We start from the raw sequence: 19,423 nt of genomic DNA on the forward strand, positions 1-19,423 counted from the left end.
AGTGTCAAAGGAGCACGGATGCATTCGGATGAAGTTTTTTTTCAGCCAGTTATTCTAGGTGCCGATAGAGGGGCTTACAGTTTGGCTAGAGCGTTTCATGAAGCGTATGGAATCAAGTCTATAGGGATTAGTCAGCAGCATAGCCGCATGTGCGACAGTTCCAGCACAATGGAAATGCGCATGATTCCCGGAATGGACTACGAAGAGGTATTTCTTAGCAAGTTAAGTGATATTGCTGATGAGCGTCCAGATAAGCAGCTTATTTTGTTCGGCTGTGGCGACTGGTATGTCGATTTAATAACTAGGAATCGTGCGGAATTAGAAAAGCACTTCATAATTCCGTATGTGTCTGAGCAGCTGCGCGATAGTCTTGTGCTTAAAGACCGCTTCTTCCATATATGCGACGAACTTGGCGTGCCGGTTCCCGAAACTGTTGTGTACGATGTGGCGCAGGGCAGTTTAGAAGAAATCGCATCGCTTCCATTTGAATTTCCAATATATGTTAAACCTGCGTCTTCTGCCGATTATCACTATGTAGATTTCCCGGGGAAACGCAAAGTATGTTTCGTGCATAGTCGTGAAGAACTGGAAGAACTTATATCTAATATGCGCGATGCGGGGTATGTGGGTAAGCTGGTGTTGCAAAAGCCTGTATTGGGTGACGATTCTCATATGCGCATACTTACTACCTACAGTGACAGGAATGGTAAAGTGCGCATGGCATCGTTTGGGCAAGTGCTGCTAGAGGATAAAAGACCGCTGGCGCTTGGAAACCCGGTGGCTATAATCAGCCGCTCAAACGACAGTGTAGTGGCAGATGCTGTTCGTTTGCTAGAACACGTCGGTTACACCGGTTTTGCCAACTTCGATATTAAAGTTGACGAACGCGACGGGCAATATAGATTCTTCGAGCTGAATTCTAGGCTGGGGCGCAGCAATTACTACGTAACCATGGGTGGTCAGAACGTGGCGAAGTGGGTTGTGGAAGACCTAATAGAAAACAAGCAATTCAGCGATGATATTCAAAAGCAGGTGGATGGCAGGCTGTATTCGGCTGTTCCGAAGAAAACAATAATGTCGTGTCTTAGCGACCCCAACCTAAAAGCCGAGGTGGAAAGCATTTATTCACAAGGAAATGTGTTTGACCCTATGGCTTACAGTGGCGAAGCAAGCTTTATGCGTCGCGTTGTGTATCCGCGTGTACACATGCGCAATTATGGGAAAGTAATGGATGAAGTTATTGCATCGGATAGGCGCAAGGCTGCCGAGGGTGCACCGGTTTCTATATCATACAGTACAGAGAGTGTTGCGAAGTGAACAAGAGCGATGTGCTTGTAGGGGTTCTTGGCGGAATGGGACCTGCGGCTACTGTTTGCTTTTCGGAGCAATTGGTTGAGCGCACGAGGGCTGCATGCGATCAGGACCATATATGTACGCTGGTGCTAAACGATGCCAGCATCCCCGATCGTACTCAGTTTTTGTTGGGAAACAGCGAAGATTCGCCGTTGCCTAAATTGATTAGCGGTGCTCGTCTTTTGCAGAGTGCAGGATGTTCGTTTATTGCCATGCCGTGCAATACGGCACATTCACTGTTTGACGAGTTGACAAGTTCTGTCGATATACCGGTGCTTAACATGGTGGCTGATACTGCGCGCGAATGTGGGCGCCGAGGGATTAAGCGTGTAGGTGTGCTGGCTACCGAAGGCACGGTCAAGGTAGACGTATACGGTAAGGCACTTCGCAATTTTGGGCTGGAATGTATATATCCAAATGCGGAAATACAGCATAAGACAAATGAAATTATTAACGATTGGGTGAAAAGCGGAGTAAGTGTGCCGCAGGGTGCGCTTGCAGATGCATGCGGTGCAATGGCAGCTATGGGATGTGATGGTGTGGTATTGGGCTGCACCGAACTTTCTGTTGCGTATGAGGCAGATTCGGCGTGTATGCCCATTGCTGTAGTAGACTCGTTGCGAGTTTTAGTTGATAGCACAATTGCTGCTGCGGGTGCGCAGCTAGAGGAATAGGCGGCAAGCATGTGTGGATTTGTTGGGTTTGTGTCAACCGATCGTAGCTACGACCGCAGATCTGTTTTGCGCAATATGGCTGATAGCATCATACATCGCGGTCCAGATTCCGATGGCTATTTCGATGATGAAGTGGTAGCGCTTGGCTTTCGTCGGCTTGCCTTGGTTGGCATTGAGGGCGGCGATCAACCCATGCAGACTGAAGATGGAAACTATGTCATATGCTTTAATGGCGAAATTTACAACCATGCGCAATTGCGTGAACAGCTGCGAGGTTTAGGTTATACGTTTCGCACAAAATGCGATACCGAAGTTTTGCTAAAAGGGTATCAAGAATGGGGCAGTTCTGTGCTGGACCGTCTGCGCGGTATGTTTGCGTTTGTTGTTTACGACCGCAAACAGCATACACTGTTTTTTGCGCGCGACCCGTTTGGCATTAAGCCGCTGTATTTCTATAAAGTTCGCGATGGTATTCTTTTTGCTTCTGAGGCTAAAGCGTTTTTACATCATCCAGAATTTGAAAAGCGCCTAAACGAAAACTTGCTGCCTTTATATATGTGTTTCGAGTACATTCCCACCGAGCAAACACTTTTTGTTGGTGTGGAAAAGCTACAAGCGGGGCATTGTGCCACTTGGGCGCACGGCAAGCTAGAGGTGCGGCGCTATTGCGAATTTCGCTACAACATTGACGATTCACTTAGTATGGACGATTGGGCTAGTCGCATAGCGGCTTGCATGGCTGAATCTAGCGAGGCGCATGCAGCAGCCGATGTGGAGGTAGGTTGCTTTTTGTCGGCTGGTGTCGATTCTAGTCTTGTGGCGGCACATGCAAAAGACTTAATGGATGTGCGCACGTTTTCTATTGGCTACGCTGAAGAAGAATTTTCCGAGTTAGGTGCTGCGCGTGAATTGGCTGAGCGCATAGGCGTGCGCAATATTGCGGGCACTATATCGGCAGCTGATTTTTTCAATTCTGCGGGTGCTGTTCAGTACCATATGGATGAACCGCTGCCAAATCCGTCGGCTGTGCCGCTTTACCATTTAGCTCGTTTAGCGGCGCGTGAAGTTAAAGGTGTTATGTCCGGTGAAGGTGCTGACGAGCTATTTGGAGGGTACCCCTACTATCAGGAATGTTTATCTTACGAGCCTTATATGCGCGTGCCTAGGGCGTTGCGTATGTTGGCGGGTAATGTGGCGGCAAAGATGCCGCAATTTCACGGTCGCCGATTCCTGATGCGGGGAAGATATTCATTGCCGCAGCGCTATATTCGCAGCAATTATGTCTTCAACTTTAGCGACTGTGGACAGTATTTGCGTGACATGCCTGACTGTCCAACGCCCGACAGCATAACTGCGCCCGTATTTGCGCAGGTTGCGCACGAAGATGAGGTAACGCAGATGCAATTTGCCGATTTGGCTTTTTGGCTACAATACGACATCTTGCAAAAAGCCGACCGCATGTCTATGGCATCATCGCTTGAATTGCGCGTGCCGTTTTTGGATAAGCATGTGCTAGATTTGGCGTTGCAAATACCTTCACGCTATCGCGTTACGCATGAACAAACAAAGCCGGCGCTACGTAAAGCTGCAGAGGCAACACTTCCAAAAAAGACTGCTGATATGCCAAAGATTGGATTTATTACGCCTTTGGCTGTGTGGTTGCGCCGTCCTGAATTTGCAGATCGTGTACGTGATGCATTTAACAGCCGAGTTGCAGCAGAGCTGTTCAACACAAAAGCACTTAATGGTTTGCTAGATGCGCATCTGGAAGGCAAGGGTTCGAATATGAAAAAGATATGGTCGATATATTCTTTCCTTGCGTGGCATGATGAGTTTTTCCAGAAGCGTTAGTTATCTGAAAAATTGAACTACACTTTATTACTCTACTGTGCTAAAGTGTTACTCTGCTTGACCCCTGAGGGTATGAACTGAAGGCGCATGCCTTGAATGGGCATATCCGACGGTGTAAAACTGCCAAAAGAAGATGAAAGGTTCAAGCAAGATGAATTTAGTAACTCCGCTTGGATTTCGAGACGTGTTAACTAGCGAAGCTGCCGAACGAGAGCATATAACGCGCAGCGTCCAAGATCTTTTTGCGACGCGCGGCTATTTGCCTATTGAAACGCCCACATTAGAGGTTATGGATGTTATGGCGCGTGCTGGGCGGCTTCCGGCTTCGTCGTTCAAATTCTTCGATTCGCAAGGCGATCTTTTGGCTATGCGTCCCGATGTAACTTTGCAAATTGCCCGTATGTGTGCAACGCGCATGCCTGATGCTAACGGAGTTTTGAAATTCCGCTATACACAGCGCGTGTTTCGCGAAATGGACGGGCAAGCTCAAGCGCTAGCTCGTGAACTAACACAAATTGGCATAGAAAACATTGGTTGCGATAGCCTTACAAATTGCGTCGAAGCCGATACTGAAGTAGTCGGCTTATGTGTGCAAGCGCTTAGCGTTGCTGGTGTATCCAATGTGGTGCTTGCTATTGCTACGGTTGCACCGCTTCGTTCGCTGCTAGAGCGCTCTGGTGCGCCAGATGCTTGGAAGAGCGCCGTTCTTAATGCTTATCATGCATCAGATTTTGTGGAAGTTGACAGGCTTACCGATCTTGCGAATTTAGATGCATCTACAGCGCCGGCTTATGCTCAGGCTATACGCAAGCTGCCACGCATTCGAGGCGGCATAAATGCGATAGACGAGGCGCGCAGCCTTGTTGCGCCGCTGGGATGTACCGATGGGCTTGACCAGTTACAATCTCTTTGCGAAAACTTGCAAAGCGCCAATTTGCAGGCAGAAATTCTCGTAGATTTTTCGGTTATTAGTTCATTTGATTATTACACGGGCATAGTGTTCGAGGCGTATTCGCCGTATTTAGGGTCGCCTTTAGGGTCTGGCGGGCGCTACGACAACATGATAGGCGTGTATGGCAATGCGCGCCCAGCTGCCGGTTTTGCATTCTTTTTAGAGCGCGCCATGGAGGCTGCTGCTGCGGAAGCCGAAATTGCGCAGACTGCTAAAGCGGCAGCGTCAACTGCCGAAACTACAAGCAATTTGCCGGCTTGCCGCCCACTTCGCATAGCTGTTCCTAAAGGGGCACTTAACGAGCAGGCGATTAACTGCCTAGAGGCGTGCGGTCTTAATGTGGATGAATTGCGCAATCCGGGTCGCCAGTTGGTAATAAAAGCTTCGGGCGTAGAATACATAATAGTGCGTCCGTCCGATGCGCCTGCTTTCGTAGCATCCGGTGCAGCTGATTGCGGAATTTGCGGACGCGATTCTATAGATGAAGCAGCGCTTTCCGTAGTAGAACTTAGCGATTTGCGCTTTGGAGGCTGCCGGTTTGTTGTGGCGCGTCCGGAAGGATCAGCTAAAGCTATAGCTGAGCGCTATCGCCGTTTAGGCTCTATCAGGGTGGCTACGAAGTATCCCCGTATAACACTAGGTCATTATGCAAAAACAGGCATGCAGGTAGAAATTGTAAAGTTGAATGGAAATATAGAGCTTGCGCCGCTTACTGGCATAGCAGAATGTATAGTTGATATAACTGCGACGGGCACCACACTTCGCCAAAATAAACTAGAAATTGTAGAAGATGTGCTAGATTCTACCGCGCGTTTTTTCGCGAATCCATGTGCATTGCGCACCGATTCCAGAATAGTAGAATTAGCCAGAAAGCTAGCGGATAGCGCAAAGACTGCCGAATATGATCCTATCGCCGGCGGAACAAAGTAAGTTGAGGGAGCAAAACATGATGCGACGCATCCAGCTTAAACCATGTGAGCCTTTTCAGGATTCACTTATAAACAGAACGGGCGCTTTTAATGTGAAAGCATTGCAGGCGGCAACCGAGATTGTGGAAGATGTGCGCCAGCGCGGCGATGAGGCGCTGTTTGATCTAACAGAGCGTTTCGACGGCGTTAAGCTGACCAGATTGCGCGTTTCAAAAGAAGAGTTGGATTCGGCGCATGAACGTGTTGACAGCCAAACGATGGAAGCCCTTCGTCATGCAGCCCGCCAGATACGCGAATTTCACGAGCGACAAATACAGCAGAGTTGGTTATTCGCACGGGAGGATGGCGCAATTGTAGGCGCAAAGGTAAGTGCGCTTAATTCTGTGGGTATATATGTGCCGGGTGGCAGAGCGCTTTATCCTTCCACTGTTTTAATGAATGCCCTTCCAGCAAGTGTGGCTGGCGTAAAACGAATAGCATGCGCAACGCCTCCCACAAAAGATGGACATGTTGATGCAGCAATATTGGCTGCAGCGAAATTGGCTGGTGTTACCGAGGTATACACAGTGGGTGGCGCACAGGCTGTAGCGGCGCTTGCTTACGGCACGCAAACTATTAGTCCTGTGTGTAAGATAACTGGACCGGGCAATGCGTATGTTGCCGCTGCTAAAAAGATTGTATCGGGCGATGTCGGAATAGACATGATAGCTGGTCCCTCTGAGGTATGCGTTGTAGCCGATGGCACAGCAGAACCTGCTTTGGTAGCTATAGATTTAATGGCGCAAGCAGAACACGATCCTTTAGCTGCGTGCTATTTAATATGTGAAGATGCGGAATATGCTGATGCGGTAGAAGCTGCAATAAAAGAGCATCTGCAGCATTCCACGCGCGCAGATATAACTCGTCAGTCGCTTGTCAGCCAGGGGCTTATAGTAATAGTGAACGATATGGATCAGGCGATACAAACTGTGAACGTTATAGCGCCCGAGCATTTGGAAATGCACGTGCGCAATGCTATGGATTATCTCGGACAAATAGAAAATGCTGGCGCTATTTTCTTAGGAGACTGGACACCTGAAGCTGTGGGCGATTATGTGGCTGGTCCAAATCATACACTTCCCACCGGGGGCACGGCGCGTTATGCTAGTCCGCTTTCTGTAGATGAATTTGTGAAAAAGAGCTCAATAATTCAGTATTCGCAAGATGCGCTTCAAAATGATGCGAAGCACATAATGCAAATTGCCATGCACGAAGGGCTTTGGGCGCATGCCCAGTCGGTGGCGCTGCGCATGGGCAAGGCAAATATTACAAGCGCATCATCTGATACGAAGGCGGGTTCGCGCTGCACTTGTGAAGACTCAACAGAGGGAAGTGCGCGATGAATCGGGTGCGTGAATCGGCGCCTCAGCTATCCGGAATCATACCTTACGATCCGAAGTATCTGTCGGCGCAAATGTACATGTCGGCTAATGAAAACCCGCGCGATGTAGACCCTGATATACGATCTCAAATAGACGAAGCTGTGCGCAAAGTGTCTTTGAATCGCTATCCCGACCCGCTAGCCAACGATTTGCGTGATGAAATAGCTCAGGCTAATGGATTAGATCGCGAATGGGTATTAGTGGGAAATGGTGGTGATGAGCTTCTATTTGACACAGCACTGGCTTGGGGAGGGGCTGGACGCACGTTCCTAAACCTGCCTCCAACATTTTCTGTTTACGAGGCAAACGCCCGTTTAACAAACACGCCTATTATGAACATAGAGCGTTTTCCGGAAGATTTTTCTATAGATGAAGACCGTGTTTTGGCGGCGCTGGCTGATCCGACAAATAATATAGCATTTACTATAATAGCCAGCCCGAACAACCCGACTGGTCTGCGCGCGCCGCAGGTGTTTCTGGAGAAGTTGCTAAATTCTACAGATGCGTTGGTTATGGTAGACGAGGCTTATTTCGAATTTTCGCGCGAAACTATGCGCCCCTATCTTGAGCGGCATGAGAATTTGGTAATTTTGCGCACCTTCAGTAAGGCATTCAGTTTAGCGGGCGTGCGCATTGGATACATTTTGGCGCATCCCGCTGTAATTCGCGAATACATGAAAGTTCGCCAGCCCTATTCGGTAGATGCTGTAAGTCAGGCTATAGCACGTGTGGTTTTCCGCAATCGCAATGCGTTTGAGCCTGCTATTCACGACATAATATCCGAGCGCGAACGAATTATATCGGAGCTAAAAGTTATACCGGGGGTTCAGTTTTTTCCTAGCGATTCTAACTGGGTGTTGTTCCGCATCTCTCATGCAGAGCAAGCGTGGCAATACCTATACGATAACGGCATTTTAGTACGCGATTTTAGCAGCACAAAGCTATTGGAAAACACGTTGCGCGTTACGGTTGGAACGCCAGAGCAAAATAGCGCATTTTTGCGAACTCTGCGCGATTTTGCGCTGCGGAAAGATTGAGGTGGCATTATGGGCACGAACAAGCGTAGTGCGAAAGTAAAACGTAAAACGCGTGAAACGGATATATCTGTTGAGATATGTTTGGATGGCACGGGTGTATCTAATATACAGACCGGGGTTGCATTTTTTGACCATATGTTAGATGCGTTTGCGCGTCATGGTCTATTCGATTTAACTGTACGCGCAAAAGGCGATTTAGAGGTAGATGCGCACCATACGGTTGAAGATACCGGCATTGTTATAGGACAAGCGATATGTGAGGCGCTGGGCGATATGCGCGGCATTAATCGGTTTGCTAGCCCTGCCGTTCCTATGGATGAAGCGCTGGTTATGGCTGCGATAGACATATCGGGGCGCGGCGCGCTGTATTGGCGTATGGATGTGCCAATAGAGGCAATATCTACTTTTGATACGCAGCTGGCAAAGGAATTTTTTGTGGCGCTGGCAACCAATGCTCGCCTTACTCTACATATGGAGCAATTCGATGGCGAAAATGCACACCACATAATTGAAGCGGCGTTTAAGGCGTGTGGGCGCGCTTTGTGTCAGGCGGTGGCAATAAATCCGCGTATAGCCACTGACTTGCCCAGCACGAAAGGTTCGCTTTGATAGTTGTAGTTGATTATCTGAAAGGAAACTTGCGCTCGGTTGCACGAGGGCTTGAAGCGGCTGGCGCGAAGGTGGCTATTTCGCAGGATGCCGATGTTATTGTTCGTGCAGATGCCATAGTGTTGCCCGGGGTTGGCGCATTTACTGATGCTATGAACACAATGCGCGATTTAGGTCAGGATCAGGCAATACTTGAAGCGCATAGGCGTGGCGCGGCGTTTTTGGGTATATGTTTGGGCGAGCATCTTATGTTTGAAGGCGGCGAAGAGCATGCAGAAAATAATGCTCCTACGCCGGGGCTAGGTCTTATTCGCGGAATAGTCAGCAGTATGCCACGCACCGATGCAGCTAATAAGGTGTACAAAGTTCCGCATGTTGGTTGGAACACAATAGATATTACGCGCAGCGATAAGAGCGCGGCATTGCTTGAGGGCATTGCTAGTGGCACGCATTTCTATTTCACTCACAGCTATGTTGTCCCAGAAAGCGCAGCTACAATTGCGCATACTACGCATTCCATAACATTTCCGAGTGTAGTACAAACAGGGAATGCTTTCGGCGTACAATTTCATCCCGAAAAAAGCTCAGACGCTGGTGCTAAAGTGCTAGCCAATTTCGTTAACTTCGTTAGGAAGGGTTAAGCTATGTATCTGCTTCCCGCTATAGACATATTAGACGGACGGGCTGTGCGGCTAGCGCGCGGTGATTATTCAAAAGTTACCGTCTATCAAGACGACCCAGCGCTTCAGGCGCAATTGTTTGAGGAAGACGGCGCGCAGTGGGTGCACGTGGTCGATCTTGATGGGGCAAAAGAAGGCAAGCCTAAAAATTTGGATGTAATTAAGCGCATTCTGCAACGTACTAACTTGAAGGTGGAAGTTGGCGGTGGCGTGCGCAGCCTTGATACATGTAGGCGTTTGGCTGATGTGGGTGCTTCGCGCATGGTGCTTGGAACAGCGTTGGTTAAGAATCCAGATATGGCTCAGGTGGCACGTGAGGAATTTGGTCCAGAGATGCTTACGTGTGGCATAGATGCCGACAAGCACGATGTAAAAGTGGAAGGTTGGGTGCAGGGCGCTGGCGTGAACGCCCTAGAACTGGCGCAGAAGATGGGAGCGCTCGGGTTTGAGCACATGGTTTATACCGACATTGCGCGCGATGGTATGCGCACTGGCATTTCGGCGGCGGCATATGTAGAAATGTCGCAAGCGTTTGGCAATCCGGTGGTGGCAAGCGGCGGAATAGCCATGTTGGCTGATATTGTGGAATTGGCGCGCGTTTCAAGTGCTATAGAGGGCGTTATAGTCGGTCGCGCAATATATGAAGGTGCGTTTAGCGTGGCTGATGGAATAGCTGCTTGTGCGGGAACTCTAGAGTTTGAACCGAATTTCGCAGAGCAACTTGAAAAGCCGCTTACGATAAAAGATTTGGAGAGCTAAGTGCTTACCAAACGTGTAATTCCTTGCATGGACGTGCGCGATGGGCGTGTTGTCAAAGGCGTGAATTTTGTGAATTTGCGCGATGCAGGCGACCCAATAGAGCTTGCGCAGCGCTATGACGATGAACGCGCCGATGAAGTTATTTTTTTAGATATAACCGCCACAAGCGACGATAGGGCAACTACGGTTGATTTAGCCAGTCGCGCTTCCGAACAACTGCGCCTACCTTATACGGTTGGTGGTGGCTTTCGCAGCGTTCAAGACATACGACGCATGATATCTGCCGGAGCCGATAAAGTATCGGTTAACTCGGCGGCTGTTGCTAATCCGCATCTAATAACTTCTGCGGCTAAGTCATTTGGAACGCAGGCCATCATAGTGGCAATAGATGCAAAACATTGTGCTGGTAGTGCTGATAAGTGGGAAGTGTATGTTGCGGGCGGGCGCAAGGCTACCGGAATAGATGCTGTTCAGTGGGCGCAAGAAGCTGCGCGACGTGGCGCGGGCGAAATATTGCTTACCAGTATGGATAGGGACGGCAGCCGTGAAGGCTTCGATTGCGCGCTAACGCGCTCAGTGGCGCGAGCAGTAAATATTCCCGTTATTGCTAGTGGTGGCGTGGGCAAGTTGGAACATTTTGCGCAGGGCATTTTAGAGGGCGAGGCAGATGCGGTCTTAGCTGCTAGCGTTTTTCATTTTGGCGAGCTTTCTATTCGGCAAGTTAAAGAAGACATGGCGCGTAACGGAATCCCTGTGCGTCTATAGCTGCCTACAGTTTTTCGCGAAGTTGAGGTGATATTGGTGCAAGTTTGCGAATTGAAATACAACGAACAAGGGCTTATTCCTTGTATTGTTCAAGATGCCGATACGCTAGAAGTGCTTATGATGGCATGGATGAATGAAGAATCGCTGCAACGCACATTAGACACAGGGCAAACATGGTTTTGGTCGCGCAGCCGCAATGAATTGTGGCACAAGGGCGCTACAAGCGGAAATACGCAAGAAGTTGTAGAAATGCGCTACGATTGCGATGCCGACACGCTGCTTGCATTGGTGCATCCAGCAGGACCAGCATGTCATACAGGTAATCGCACTTGCTTTTATCAGCAGCTTTCCTAAGTGCCAGCGGTGCCAGCGCTTTCTTTAATCACATCTGCCAGAGTGCGGCTTTCCAGATAATTGATTATTGCGCGCTGCATGCCGCCCCACACATTGTGAGATATGCAGTTCTCTTCGCGTTCGCATGCGCTTAGGCAACCCAAGCAGTCTAGTAACTCTATTCCGTCTTCGCTGGCATTTACTATATCGGCTAGGGTTATTTCTTCGGGTGGGCGCGAAAGTTGAAATCCTCCACGATTGCCGCGCGTTACATTTAATAGCCCAGCTTGCGCCAGCGGAGCCACAACCTGTTCTAGGTATTTTTTTGAAATTCCTTGGCGATCTGCCACGTCTTTCATCGATATGCAGCCGCTACCCCAATGCTCGGCGACATCTATCATAAAGCGCATTCCGTAACGTGTTTTGGTGGATATCTTCATCTAGCCTTATATCTTTTCAATTCGGGTTTGTAACTATACTGATGAATTTTACATCTTGACAATGTATATCACGACGCTATATTTAAGTCTAGTAAAAAACTAGACTTAAATTCGAATGCGTAAGACAAAGAGGTTATGCAATGAAGCAGGTATATTTAGACAATGCGTCAACAACACCTGTTCGCCAAGAGGTTCTTGATGCTATGCTGCCGTATTTTATGGATGAATTTGGGAATCCTTCTTCAATTTATCCACTTGGGCAAAGCGCTTCAGATGCGGTTGCGCAAGCACGCCAAACGATAGCCGACCTTATAGGTGTCAAGCCTACGGAAATATTTTTTACATCCGGCGGAACAGAGGCAGACAATTGGGCTATCAAAGGTTATGCGCATGCAAACAAACAGCGCGGTCGTCACATAATAACTAGTGCAATAGAACACCATGCTGTACTACATACGTGTCAGGCGCTCGAAAAGGATGGCTTTGAGGTTACTTATCTTCCGGTTAACCCAGACGGGCTTATTTCTGTGGCAGATTTCAAGGCAGCTATTCGCGAAGACACAATTTTAGCCACCATTATGTTTGCCAATAACGAAATCGGCACGATAGAGCCCATAGCTGAACTTGCCGCTGCAGCTAAAGAGCGTGGCGTTGCATTCCATACAGACGCTGTTCAGGCGTTTGCTCATTTGCCAATGAATATTGGCGAGCTGGGAATAGATATGCTTTCAGCAAGCGCGCATAAGCTAAACGGTCCAAAAGGTGTTGGGCTTTTGTATATTCGCCGCGGCACCAAGGTAGACAATTTGCTAGATGGCGGTCAACAAGAGCGGGGTCGTCGTGCTACTACTGAAAATGTACCCGGCATTATTGGCTTTGCGAAAGCGGTAGAACTTGCCATCGGCAATCTTGAAGCTGAATATAATCGCCAGCTGGAAATTCGCGATTATGCAATACGGCGCATCTTAGATGAAATTCCCCACGCCAAGCTAAATGGTAGCTGGGAAAGCCGTTTGGCAAACAATATTAATTTCAGCTTTGAATTTATTGAGGGCGAGGGCATGCTATTGCAATTAGCCGCGCGCGGCATATGCACATCTTCTGGTAGCGCATGCACATCTGGGTCGCTTGATCCTAGCCACGTGCTTTTAGCGATAGGGCTTCCGCACGAGATAGCGCACGGGTCGCTTCGTATAAGTCTTGGGCGCGATACGACCAAGGAAGATATTGATTTCGCTATTGATTCACTGAAAAACACATTGCAGAATCTTCGCAGCATGAGCCCGCTGTACGAAGATTACAAAAATGGTCATTATGCAGGCATAATGGACGGTTATAAGAATAGCGGTATGGCGAACGTTAATTAATTACCAGCAATAGAGCAGCAGGTCTTGAAAAGGTTAAACGCGCAAATAGCACTTTTGTAAAGCCTGTTTTGCCATCATATGAAAGAGAGAAAACAACAATGGCGATGAACTATTCCGAAAAGGTAATGGATCATTTCACTAATCCACGCAATGTGGGCGAAATAGAAGGATGCAGCGGATGCGGTACTGTTGGAAACGCTGTCTGTGGCGACATCATGCGCATCTATTTAGATATAGACGATCAAAACATTATACGAGATGCGAAATTTAAGACTTTTGGATGCGGTGCTGCTATTGCTACTTCTAGTATGGCTACCGAATTAATAAAAGGTAAAACTGTGCAACAGGCGCTTGAAGTTACAAATAAAGCTGTTATGGACGCGCTGGACGGATTGCCGCCGGTAAAAATTCACTGTTCGCTTTTGGCAGAAGAGGCTATTCATGCGGCACTTTGGGATTACGCCGAGAAAAACGGAATAACCATTGAGGGTTTAGAGAAGCCAGTTAGCGACATAAGCGAACACGAGCATTTAGAAGTTGTTAGTGATGAGGAAGACCTATAAAAGCCCATTCGGTTGCTCTGAATGCTTCTTACCGACAACATACTACGTTCATAACTTGTATTTATGATTGCATCAGGTGCGCTTTGGTGTACAATTTCTTATTACTTATGCCGTGCGCACAGGGCGCGCGTGCGCGAATAAAAAACGCAGCACTATAACGCAGCAGCTTGGAGGATTCTAAATGCCGAACTACACAAGCGATCATCTGGCGGTCATCAAAGTAGTAGGCGTCGGTGGCGCCGGCACTAACGCAGTTAACCGAATGGTCGAGTCTGGTGTGCGCGGGGTTGAATTTATCGCCGTAAACACCGATAGACAGGCACTGCTTATGTCAGATGCCGATAAAACTATACACATTGGCGAAGAGCTTACTCGCGGTCTTGGTGCCGGGGCGAACCCTGAGGTGGGATGTCAGGCAGCAGAGGAAAGCCGCTCTGAAATACGCGAGGCGCTAGCTGAAGCCGATATGGTTTTTGTTACAGCCGGCGAAGGTGGCGGAACTGGTACAGGCGCTGCTCCTATTGTGGCTGAAATTGCTCGCGAGGAAATTGGTGCGCTTACCGTTGGTATAGTAACTAAGCCGTTTGGCTTTGAAGGGCGCTTGCGTCGCAACCAAGCTGAGCAGGGTATCGAACTTTTGGCTGGTAAGGTAGATACGCTAATCATAATTCCAAACGATCGTTTGCTTGAAATTGTAGACAAGAAGACTTCCATGGTCGATGCGTTCCGCATCGCTGATGATACGCTGCGTCAAGGTATTCAGGGCGTAACCGACCTAATTACAATTCCGGGTCTTATCAACCTTGACTTTGCAGATATTCGCACCGTTATGAAAGATGCCGGCACCGCCATGATGGGCATCGGTCTTTCCTCTGGCGAAAATCGCGCACTCGATGCGGCACAGCAAGCCACAAATTCCAGCTTGCTTGAGGCATCTATTCAGGGAGCAAGCCGCGTGCTGTTCTCTATTGCTGGTGGTCCCGATCTAACGCTTACTGAAGTGTCGGATGCTGCACGCACTATAGAAATGTGCGCTGATGAAAACGCAAACATTATCTACGGTCAGATAATTGATCCAGAGATGAAAGATGCAGTTCGCATTACCGTTATTGCTACCGGTTTCTCAAATGTTCCAGCACAGTCTTCAATGGATTTCTCGGCGCGCCCAGCCATGCAGGATATGTTTGCATCTCCCGAGCCGGCTCCTGTCGTACAACCAGCAACTCAGACATCATTTGGTAGCAATTCTTCCGGTAGCCGCTTTACCGATAACGACTACATTCCCGATTTTCTAAGGCGTCAAAGCTAGCGTTGTCGGTTTTTACATGCAACCTAATTATCTCCAAATGCCCGAACTGCGCGAAAGCGCATCGTCGGGCATTTCGTTTCTGACTGACGATGCGCTTTTCCGTGCGTGTGGTGTGCGCATAGCGTTTACTGGGCGCGCAGGTGGAACAAGCGTGCCTCCGTTTGATACTCTTAATCTAGGCTCACATGTTGGTGATGATGTTGCCGCTGTAACTAGGAATAGGGAATTAGCGCTAGAGGCTTTAGGCGCTGGACATACGCACGCTGTAACCCTAAATCAGATTCATGGTTGCAATGTTGTTCGCATTAATTCAGAAAGTGAACTTGATAGTGTGCGGGCGAAGGCAGCTAAAGGTGCCGATGCCATAGTGGTAAGCGCTTGTAATATTGCACCGATTCTATGTTTCGCCGATTGCGTTTCGGTTATAGCTGTGGCTCCGTCGGGAAATTTTGCAGTAGCTCATGCAGGATGGCGCGGCGTTATAGCTAAAACTGCCGTAAAAGCAGTACGAATGCTTATAGATTTAGAAGCGCATACCACAATTAAACCCGACATAACTCAAATTGCTAGCAGTATTAATGTATATATAGGTCCACATATTGGCGCATGTTGCTTCCAAACAGGTCAAGATGTACGGGAGCAATTCATTCAACAATATGGCAAAAGTGTTCTATCGGGTGCCGATTGTGTCAATTTATCTTACGCCATCGAATTCGATTTAAAATCAATTGGTGTTGACGCGCGACGCATTGTCAATTGCGGTATATGTACAGTTTGTAATTCGCAAAATTACTTTTCATATCGCGCATCTGGCGGAAAATGCGGAAGACATTCGGCAATAGCCGTGCGCGTTTGTTAGGAGCAACAATGGGAATCGCACAACAATATAAGCAAGTGGCTGCGCAGGTGCGCCACGAATGCGAGCGTGTTGGACGTGCGCCTGATAGCGTTACGCTTTTAGCTGTTTCGAAAACCGTCGGACTTAGTGGGGTAGAGCAAGCAATAGAAGCTAATGCCGACCAATTTGGAGAGAATCGTCCAGATCAGCTTGTCCAAAAAGCGCAGGCATTTCCTAATGAGAAATGGCACTTCATCGGAAATATTCAGTCGCGCCAAATTGGTAAAATAGTCCAAAATGCTTATTTAATACACTCGCTTTACGAGAAGAAACATGCTGCAAAGATAAACGATGCAGCTGCCAATATTGGCAAGGTGCAAAGCGTTTTATTGGAAGTGAACGTTTCGGGAGAGCAAAGCAAAAGCGGTGTTAGTCCTGAAGAATTGGCAGACCTAGTTCGATTTTGTGCCGGTCTTCCAAATTTGCGCATAAAAGGTCTTATGACTATGGCACCACAGGGCAATTTAGATGTTGCGCGACATTGTTTTTCGGGTCTACGAGAGTTATTTGAAAACACGAAGGCTAAAATGGACACACAGCGCATACAAGATTTCTGCGAACTTTCAATGGGCATGAGCGAAGATTGGCAAGTGGCTATAGAGGAAGGTTCTACCATTGTCCGTATAGGACGTGCCATATTTAGTGATGATTTCGCGTGATGTTTATAAAAAAGTGCAATATAAGGTAATGTTGTTAGATGAATCTGTATCCGTATAAAGCGGTCGCATAACGGCTGCTAGCGGTGAAGGGGACGCTTAAAAATGGCGAATATGGGAGATATGTTCGGCGGAATAAAAGAAAAGCTCGGGTTTGGTAACAGACAAACTGATGCCGATTACGACGAATATGATGAATACGACGAATATGAAGATGACTACGAAGACGATTACGATGACTATGACGATGGTGCCTACACTCCGCCACATGGTGGGTATGGCAACCGCAATACTGTAACCACACGTGAAGTAGGCGCTTCTGTACCTCGTTTGGTTTCGTACTCTGACGTGCGCGACAGCAGCAGAGCCAGAAACTATTCACGCAGCCGTACAACCGGGTCGGTTGTTGGGCGCACAATGATGGACTCTTCGCTTCCGCGTTCTATGACTCCTGAAGGGGCTGCCGAGGTTTCAGCTGCAGCATCTAGGCGGCATGCGAATGGCTTAGATTCGCTTTTTTCGTCTACTTCGCAGAAGTCAGATTCCGGCGCTTCTTCGCGTTTGGGAGTTATAGGAGCTGCCAGCGCCAATGCAGCTTTGTCGTCTTCTACGGCATCGAATGCAGCTAATCGTGGCTTGCGCATTTTAAAGCCAACAGAATATTCGCAAGTGTCCGAAGTGGCTTCCATGCTTCGTGCGGGCGATGCTGTAGTTTTAGTGTTCAAATCTACTCCTGAAAGCCTTGAGAAGCGGCTGCTTGATTTTTCATTTGGAGTTGCAAGCGCGCTTGGCGCTAATGTGGAATGCATCGGCAGCAAAGTGTTTTCTATAACGGTAGGTCCCGGGCTTTCCGAAAGCGAACAGACTAGCTTACATACGCAGGGAATACTCTAGGAATTTGTGAACGCATGAATATCTGCATAATCGGATGCGGCAAAATGGGCGAAGCCATATTGGCTGGCTGGTTGGCGGCTGAATCTGGTGCGGCTGCTGCTCTTTCTGAGCAAAATTTTGTCGTGGTTGGGCACACGCAAGAACGTTGCGACTATTTGGCGAAGCGTTATGGCGTGCGGGTACAGCGTCATATGAATGATATTTCCGATTGCTCAATTATTATGTTGGGCGTGAAGCCGCAGATTCTAGGCGAAGTGCTGGATAACTTGTCTGCAGTACTTGCGTCATCGCAAGGGGAAGTTCCGCTTGTTTTAAGTATAGCTGCAGGCGTGACCACCTCTACGATAGAGGGCAAACTTAACTCTGGTGTGCGTGTTGTACGCGCAATGCCGAACACGCCTTTACAGGTTGGTAAAGGAGCTACTGCAGTAGCCGCTGGGCAAACAGCGTTTGCGGAAGATGTGCGCTTGGTGTGCGACTTGTTCAACTGTCTTGGTCTTGCCGTGCAGGTTGAAGAAGACCAAATAAATGCTGTTTGTGCACTTAGCGGGGCAGCGCCGGCATATTTTGCTTTAATGATAGAAGCTCTGTCTGCTGCTGGTGCAGATGCTGGTCTTTCCTACGAAACAGCTTGCGCATTGCTTGTTCAAAGCGGATTGGGTACTTTTGATATGATGTGCAAAACAAATCAGACACCTGAGCAAGTTCGCGTTTCGGTTTGCTCTCCCGGCGGTACAACGCTTGCGGCGTTGGCTGCTATGCAGGAAGGTGGCTTCTCAAGTGCTCTGAAAGACGGCGTGCGTGCCGCCATGGCGCGGGCAAAGGAGCTTGCATAATGCTCACATTTATAATTGCACAACTTATTAATGTTTATACGTTTATCATTTTTGTGTACGTGCTTATGTCGTGGATTCCTACAAAGCGTGGCGTTTTGGCAGACATTGAAAACGCGCTTGGGAAATTATGCGATCCATATCTCGACTTATTCCGGCGTTTTATCCCTCCTATTGGGGGAATGATAGATATTTCGCCTATAGTTGCGATTATTGCATTACAATTAGTTGAGGTACTTTTATATTGGCTGTTCTAGCGCATGGATAAATTTAGAGGGTGAATATTAAGTTCATCCAGCGAAGGGAAACAAAAATGGCAATCACCTCGGAAGACATTCAAAACCAAAGTTTTTCAATCGATCGAAAAGGCTACGATGTTGATGAGGTCGATGTATTCCTAGAGCACGTAGCAGATGAAATTGACATTCTGAATGATCGTATAATCGAATTAGAAGATCAGCTTGCTGAAGCTCAGGATGCTCAACATTCGGCTTCTATTAATCAGGATGTAGAAGCTGCGGAAGACAGAGATGTTAGCAGCGCTGATGCTTCTGAATACGCTAGCTTAATAGCTGAGAAAGACGACATAATTGCCGAACTAGAGCGCCAGTTGGCTGACAAGCAAGCAAACGATGCCGCCATTTCGCAGGCGCTTATTATTGCGCAGCGTTCTGCGGACGAAATAATTGTGAAGGCGAACACACAGGCTTCTGAGACTATGCAAGATGCGCGCGACGAAGCGGAGCGCATTTTGGCGCGTGCAAACGCTGATAAGCAAGAAGTTATAGATGCAATCCATAGGCTAGAAGATGATCGCGAAGATGCGCGTACTGAATACGCTGAAATGCTGCGCGATATGATAGACGATGCAACTACTAAGCTAAACAACTTAGGATATGATGACGATATTGAGGCTATTCCTTCTGCGGGTGAAATCGATGTTGTCTATGATGAAAATGTTGCAGTTAACTACACTACCCCCGAATCAGAAAATATCGCAACTCCTGCAGCTCCTGTTGCCAGCACATACGAGAAAGACCTCTCTGGCTTTGGAGATGTAGAAGACGACTTTGAAGACGTTGATTAAAACATTTGGGGTC

At 48.2% G+C, this 19,423-nt stretch carries 21 protein-coding genes; 20 read left to right on the top strand and 1 reads right to left on the bottom strand.

What is annotated here, in order from left to right:
* Positions 1-18: 18 nt before the first annotated feature.
* The 11 genes from G7Y37_RS02575 (at position 19) to hisI (ending at position 11,384) form a co-directional block, all read left to right on the top strand.
* Positions 19-1,317 (top strand): carboxylate--amine ligase, encoded by a 1,299-nt coding sequence (locus tag G7Y37_RS02575; protein ID WP_165061337.1) that lies wholly within the window; start codon positions 19-21, stop codon positions 1,315-1,317.
* On the top strand, positions 1,314-2,027 hold the full coding sequence (locus tag G7Y37_RS02580) for an aspartate/glutamate racemase family protein (RefSeq protein WP_165061339.1): 714 nt from the start codon (positions 1,314-1,316) through the stop codon (positions 2,025-2,027). Before G7Y37_RS02575 ends, G7Y37_RS02580 begins: the two co-directional genes overlap by 4 nt.
* A 9-nt stretch (positions 2,028-2,036) precedes the next feature.
* Entirely contained in the window at positions 2,037-3,878 is a 1,842-nt protein-coding gene (gene asnB / locus G7Y37_RS02585; protein ID WP_165061341.1) for an asparagine synthase (glutamine-hydrolyzing), read from the top strand.
* Positions 3,879-4,029: 151 nt separating this feature from the next.
* Positions 4,030-5,760 carry an ATP phosphoribosyltransferase gene (gene hisG / locus G7Y37_RS02590; RefSeq protein WP_165061343.1) on the top strand — a complete coding sequence of 577 codons (1,731 nt, stop codon included), beginning with the start codon at positions 4,030-4,032 and terminating at the stop codon, positions 5,758-5,760.
* 16 nt (positions 5,761-5,776) lie between these two features.
* Positions 5,777-7,141, top strand: coding sequence for a histidinol dehydrogenase (gene hisD / locus G7Y37_RS02595; protein WP_241155973.1), 1,365 nt, complete (start codon positions 5,777-5,779; stop codon positions 7,139-7,141).
* Positions 7,138-8,217, top strand: a complete 1,080-nt coding sequence (gene hisC / locus G7Y37_RS02600) for a histidinol-phosphate transaminase (protein WP_165061345.1) — start codon at positions 7,138-7,140, stop codon at positions 8,215-8,217. Before hisD ends, hisC begins: the two co-directional genes overlap by 4 nt.
* A 9-nt stretch (positions 8,218-8,226) precedes the next feature.
* Positions 8,227-8,826: an imidazoleglycerol-phosphate dehydratase HisB gene (gene hisB / locus G7Y37_RS02605; RefSeq protein ID WP_165061347.1), complete on the top strand. Its 600-nt coding sequence runs from the start codon at positions 8,227-8,229 to the stop codon at positions 8,824-8,826.
* Positions 8,823-9,467, top strand: a complete 645-nt coding sequence (hisH, locus tag G7Y37_RS02610) for an imidazole glycerol phosphate synthase subunit HisH (protein WP_165061349.1) — start codon at positions 8,823-8,825, stop codon at positions 9,465-9,467. Before hisB ends, hisH begins: the two co-directional genes overlap by 4 nt.
* 3 nt (positions 9,468-9,470) lie before the next feature.
* Entirely contained in the window at positions 9,471-10,265 is a 795-nt protein-coding gene (gene hisA / locus G7Y37_RS02615) for a 1-(5-phosphoribosyl)-5-[(5-phosphoribosylamino)methylideneamino]imidazole-4-carboxamide isomerase (protein WP_165061352.1), read from the top strand.
* Positions 10,266-11,030 (top strand): imidazole glycerol phosphate synthase subunit HisF, encoded by a 765-nt coding sequence (hisF, locus tag G7Y37_RS02620; RefSeq protein WP_165061355.1) that lies wholly within the window; start codon positions 10,266-10,268, stop codon positions 11,028-11,030.
* Positions 11,031-11,066: 36 nt separating this feature from the next.
* On the top strand, positions 11,067-11,384 hold the full coding sequence (hisI, locus tag G7Y37_RS02625; RefSeq protein ID WP_165061358.1) for a phosphoribosyl-AMP cyclohydrolase: 318 nt from the start codon (positions 11,067-11,069) through the stop codon (positions 11,382-11,384).
* Here the strand turns inward: hisI and G7Y37_RS02630 are convergent.
* Entirely contained in the window at positions 11,381-11,803 is a 423-nt protein-coding gene (locus G7Y37_RS02630; protein ID WP_165061361.1) for an Rrf2 family transcriptional regulator, read from the bottom strand. The genes hisI and G7Y37_RS02630 overlap by 4 nt on opposite strands.
* Before the next feature lie 140 nt (positions 11,804-11,943).
* Here G7Y37_RS02630 and nifS point away from each other — a divergent pair, with 140 nt between their 5' ends.
* From nifS to G7Y37_RS02675, 9 genes are all read left to right on the top strand, one after another.
* The gene (nifS, locus tag G7Y37_RS02635) at positions 11,944-13,170 is read left to right on the top strand and encodes a cysteine desulfurase NifS (RefSeq protein ID WP_165061364.1); all 1,227 of its coding nucleotides are present in this window, start codon (positions 11,944-11,946) and stop codon (positions 13,168-13,170) included.
* Positions 13,171-13,274: 104 nt separating this feature from the next.
* Complete coding sequence (gene nifU, locus G7Y37_RS02640) at positions 13,275-13,733, top strand: Fe-S cluster assembly scaffold protein NifU (protein WP_165061429.1); 459 nt, start codon at positions 13,275-13,277, stop codon at positions 13,731-13,733.
* 181 nt (positions 13,734-13,914) lie between these two features.
* Positions 13,915-15,042: a cell division protein FtsZ gene (gene ftsZ / locus G7Y37_RS02645; protein WP_165061367.1), complete on the top strand. Its 1,128-nt coding sequence runs from the start codon at positions 13,915-13,917 to the stop codon at positions 15,040-15,042.
* Positions 15,043-15,058: 16 nt separating this feature from the next.
* On the top strand, positions 15,059-15,901 hold the full coding sequence (locus G7Y37_RS02650; RefSeq protein WP_165061370.1) for a polyphenol oxidase family protein: 843 nt from the start codon (positions 15,059-15,061) through the stop codon (positions 15,899-15,901).
* Positions 15,902-15,909: 8 nt separating this feature from the next.
* Complete coding sequence (locus G7Y37_RS02655) at positions 15,910-16,599, top strand: YggS family pyridoxal phosphate-dependent enzyme (protein ID WP_165061373.1); 690 nt, start codon at positions 15,910-15,912, stop codon at positions 16,597-16,599.
* Positions 16,600-16,701: 102 nt separating this feature from the next.
* The gene (locus G7Y37_RS02660; protein WP_165061376.1) at positions 16,702-17,490 is read left to right on the top strand and encodes a cell division protein SepF; all 789 of its coding nucleotides are present in this window, start codon (positions 16,702-16,704) and stop codon (positions 17,488-17,490) included.
* Positions 17,491-17,504: 14 nt separating this feature from the next.
* Entirely contained in the window at positions 17,505-18,326 is an 822-nt protein-coding gene (gene proC, locus G7Y37_RS02665; RefSeq protein WP_165061379.1) for a pyrroline-5-carboxylate reductase, read from the top strand.
* On the top strand, positions 18,326-18,580 hold the full coding sequence (locus G7Y37_RS02670; protein WP_165061382.1) for a YggT family protein: 255 nt from the start codon (positions 18,326-18,328) through the stop codon (positions 18,578-18,580). The genes proC and G7Y37_RS02670 overlap by 1 nt, the downstream gene beginning before the upstream one ends.
* Before the next feature lie 56 nt (positions 18,581-18,636).
* Positions 18,637-19,410, top strand: a complete 774-nt coding sequence (locus G7Y37_RS02675; RefSeq protein ID WP_165061385.1) for a DivIVA domain-containing protein — start codon at positions 18,637-18,639, stop codon at positions 19,408-19,410.
* Positions 19,411-19,423: the final 13 nt, after the last annotated feature.

The sequence above is a fragment of the Adlercreutzia sp. ZJ154 genome, assembly GCF_011039055.1.
Lineage (GTDB): Bacteria > Actinomycetota > Coriobacteriia > Coriobacteriales > Eggerthellaceae > Adlercreutzia_A.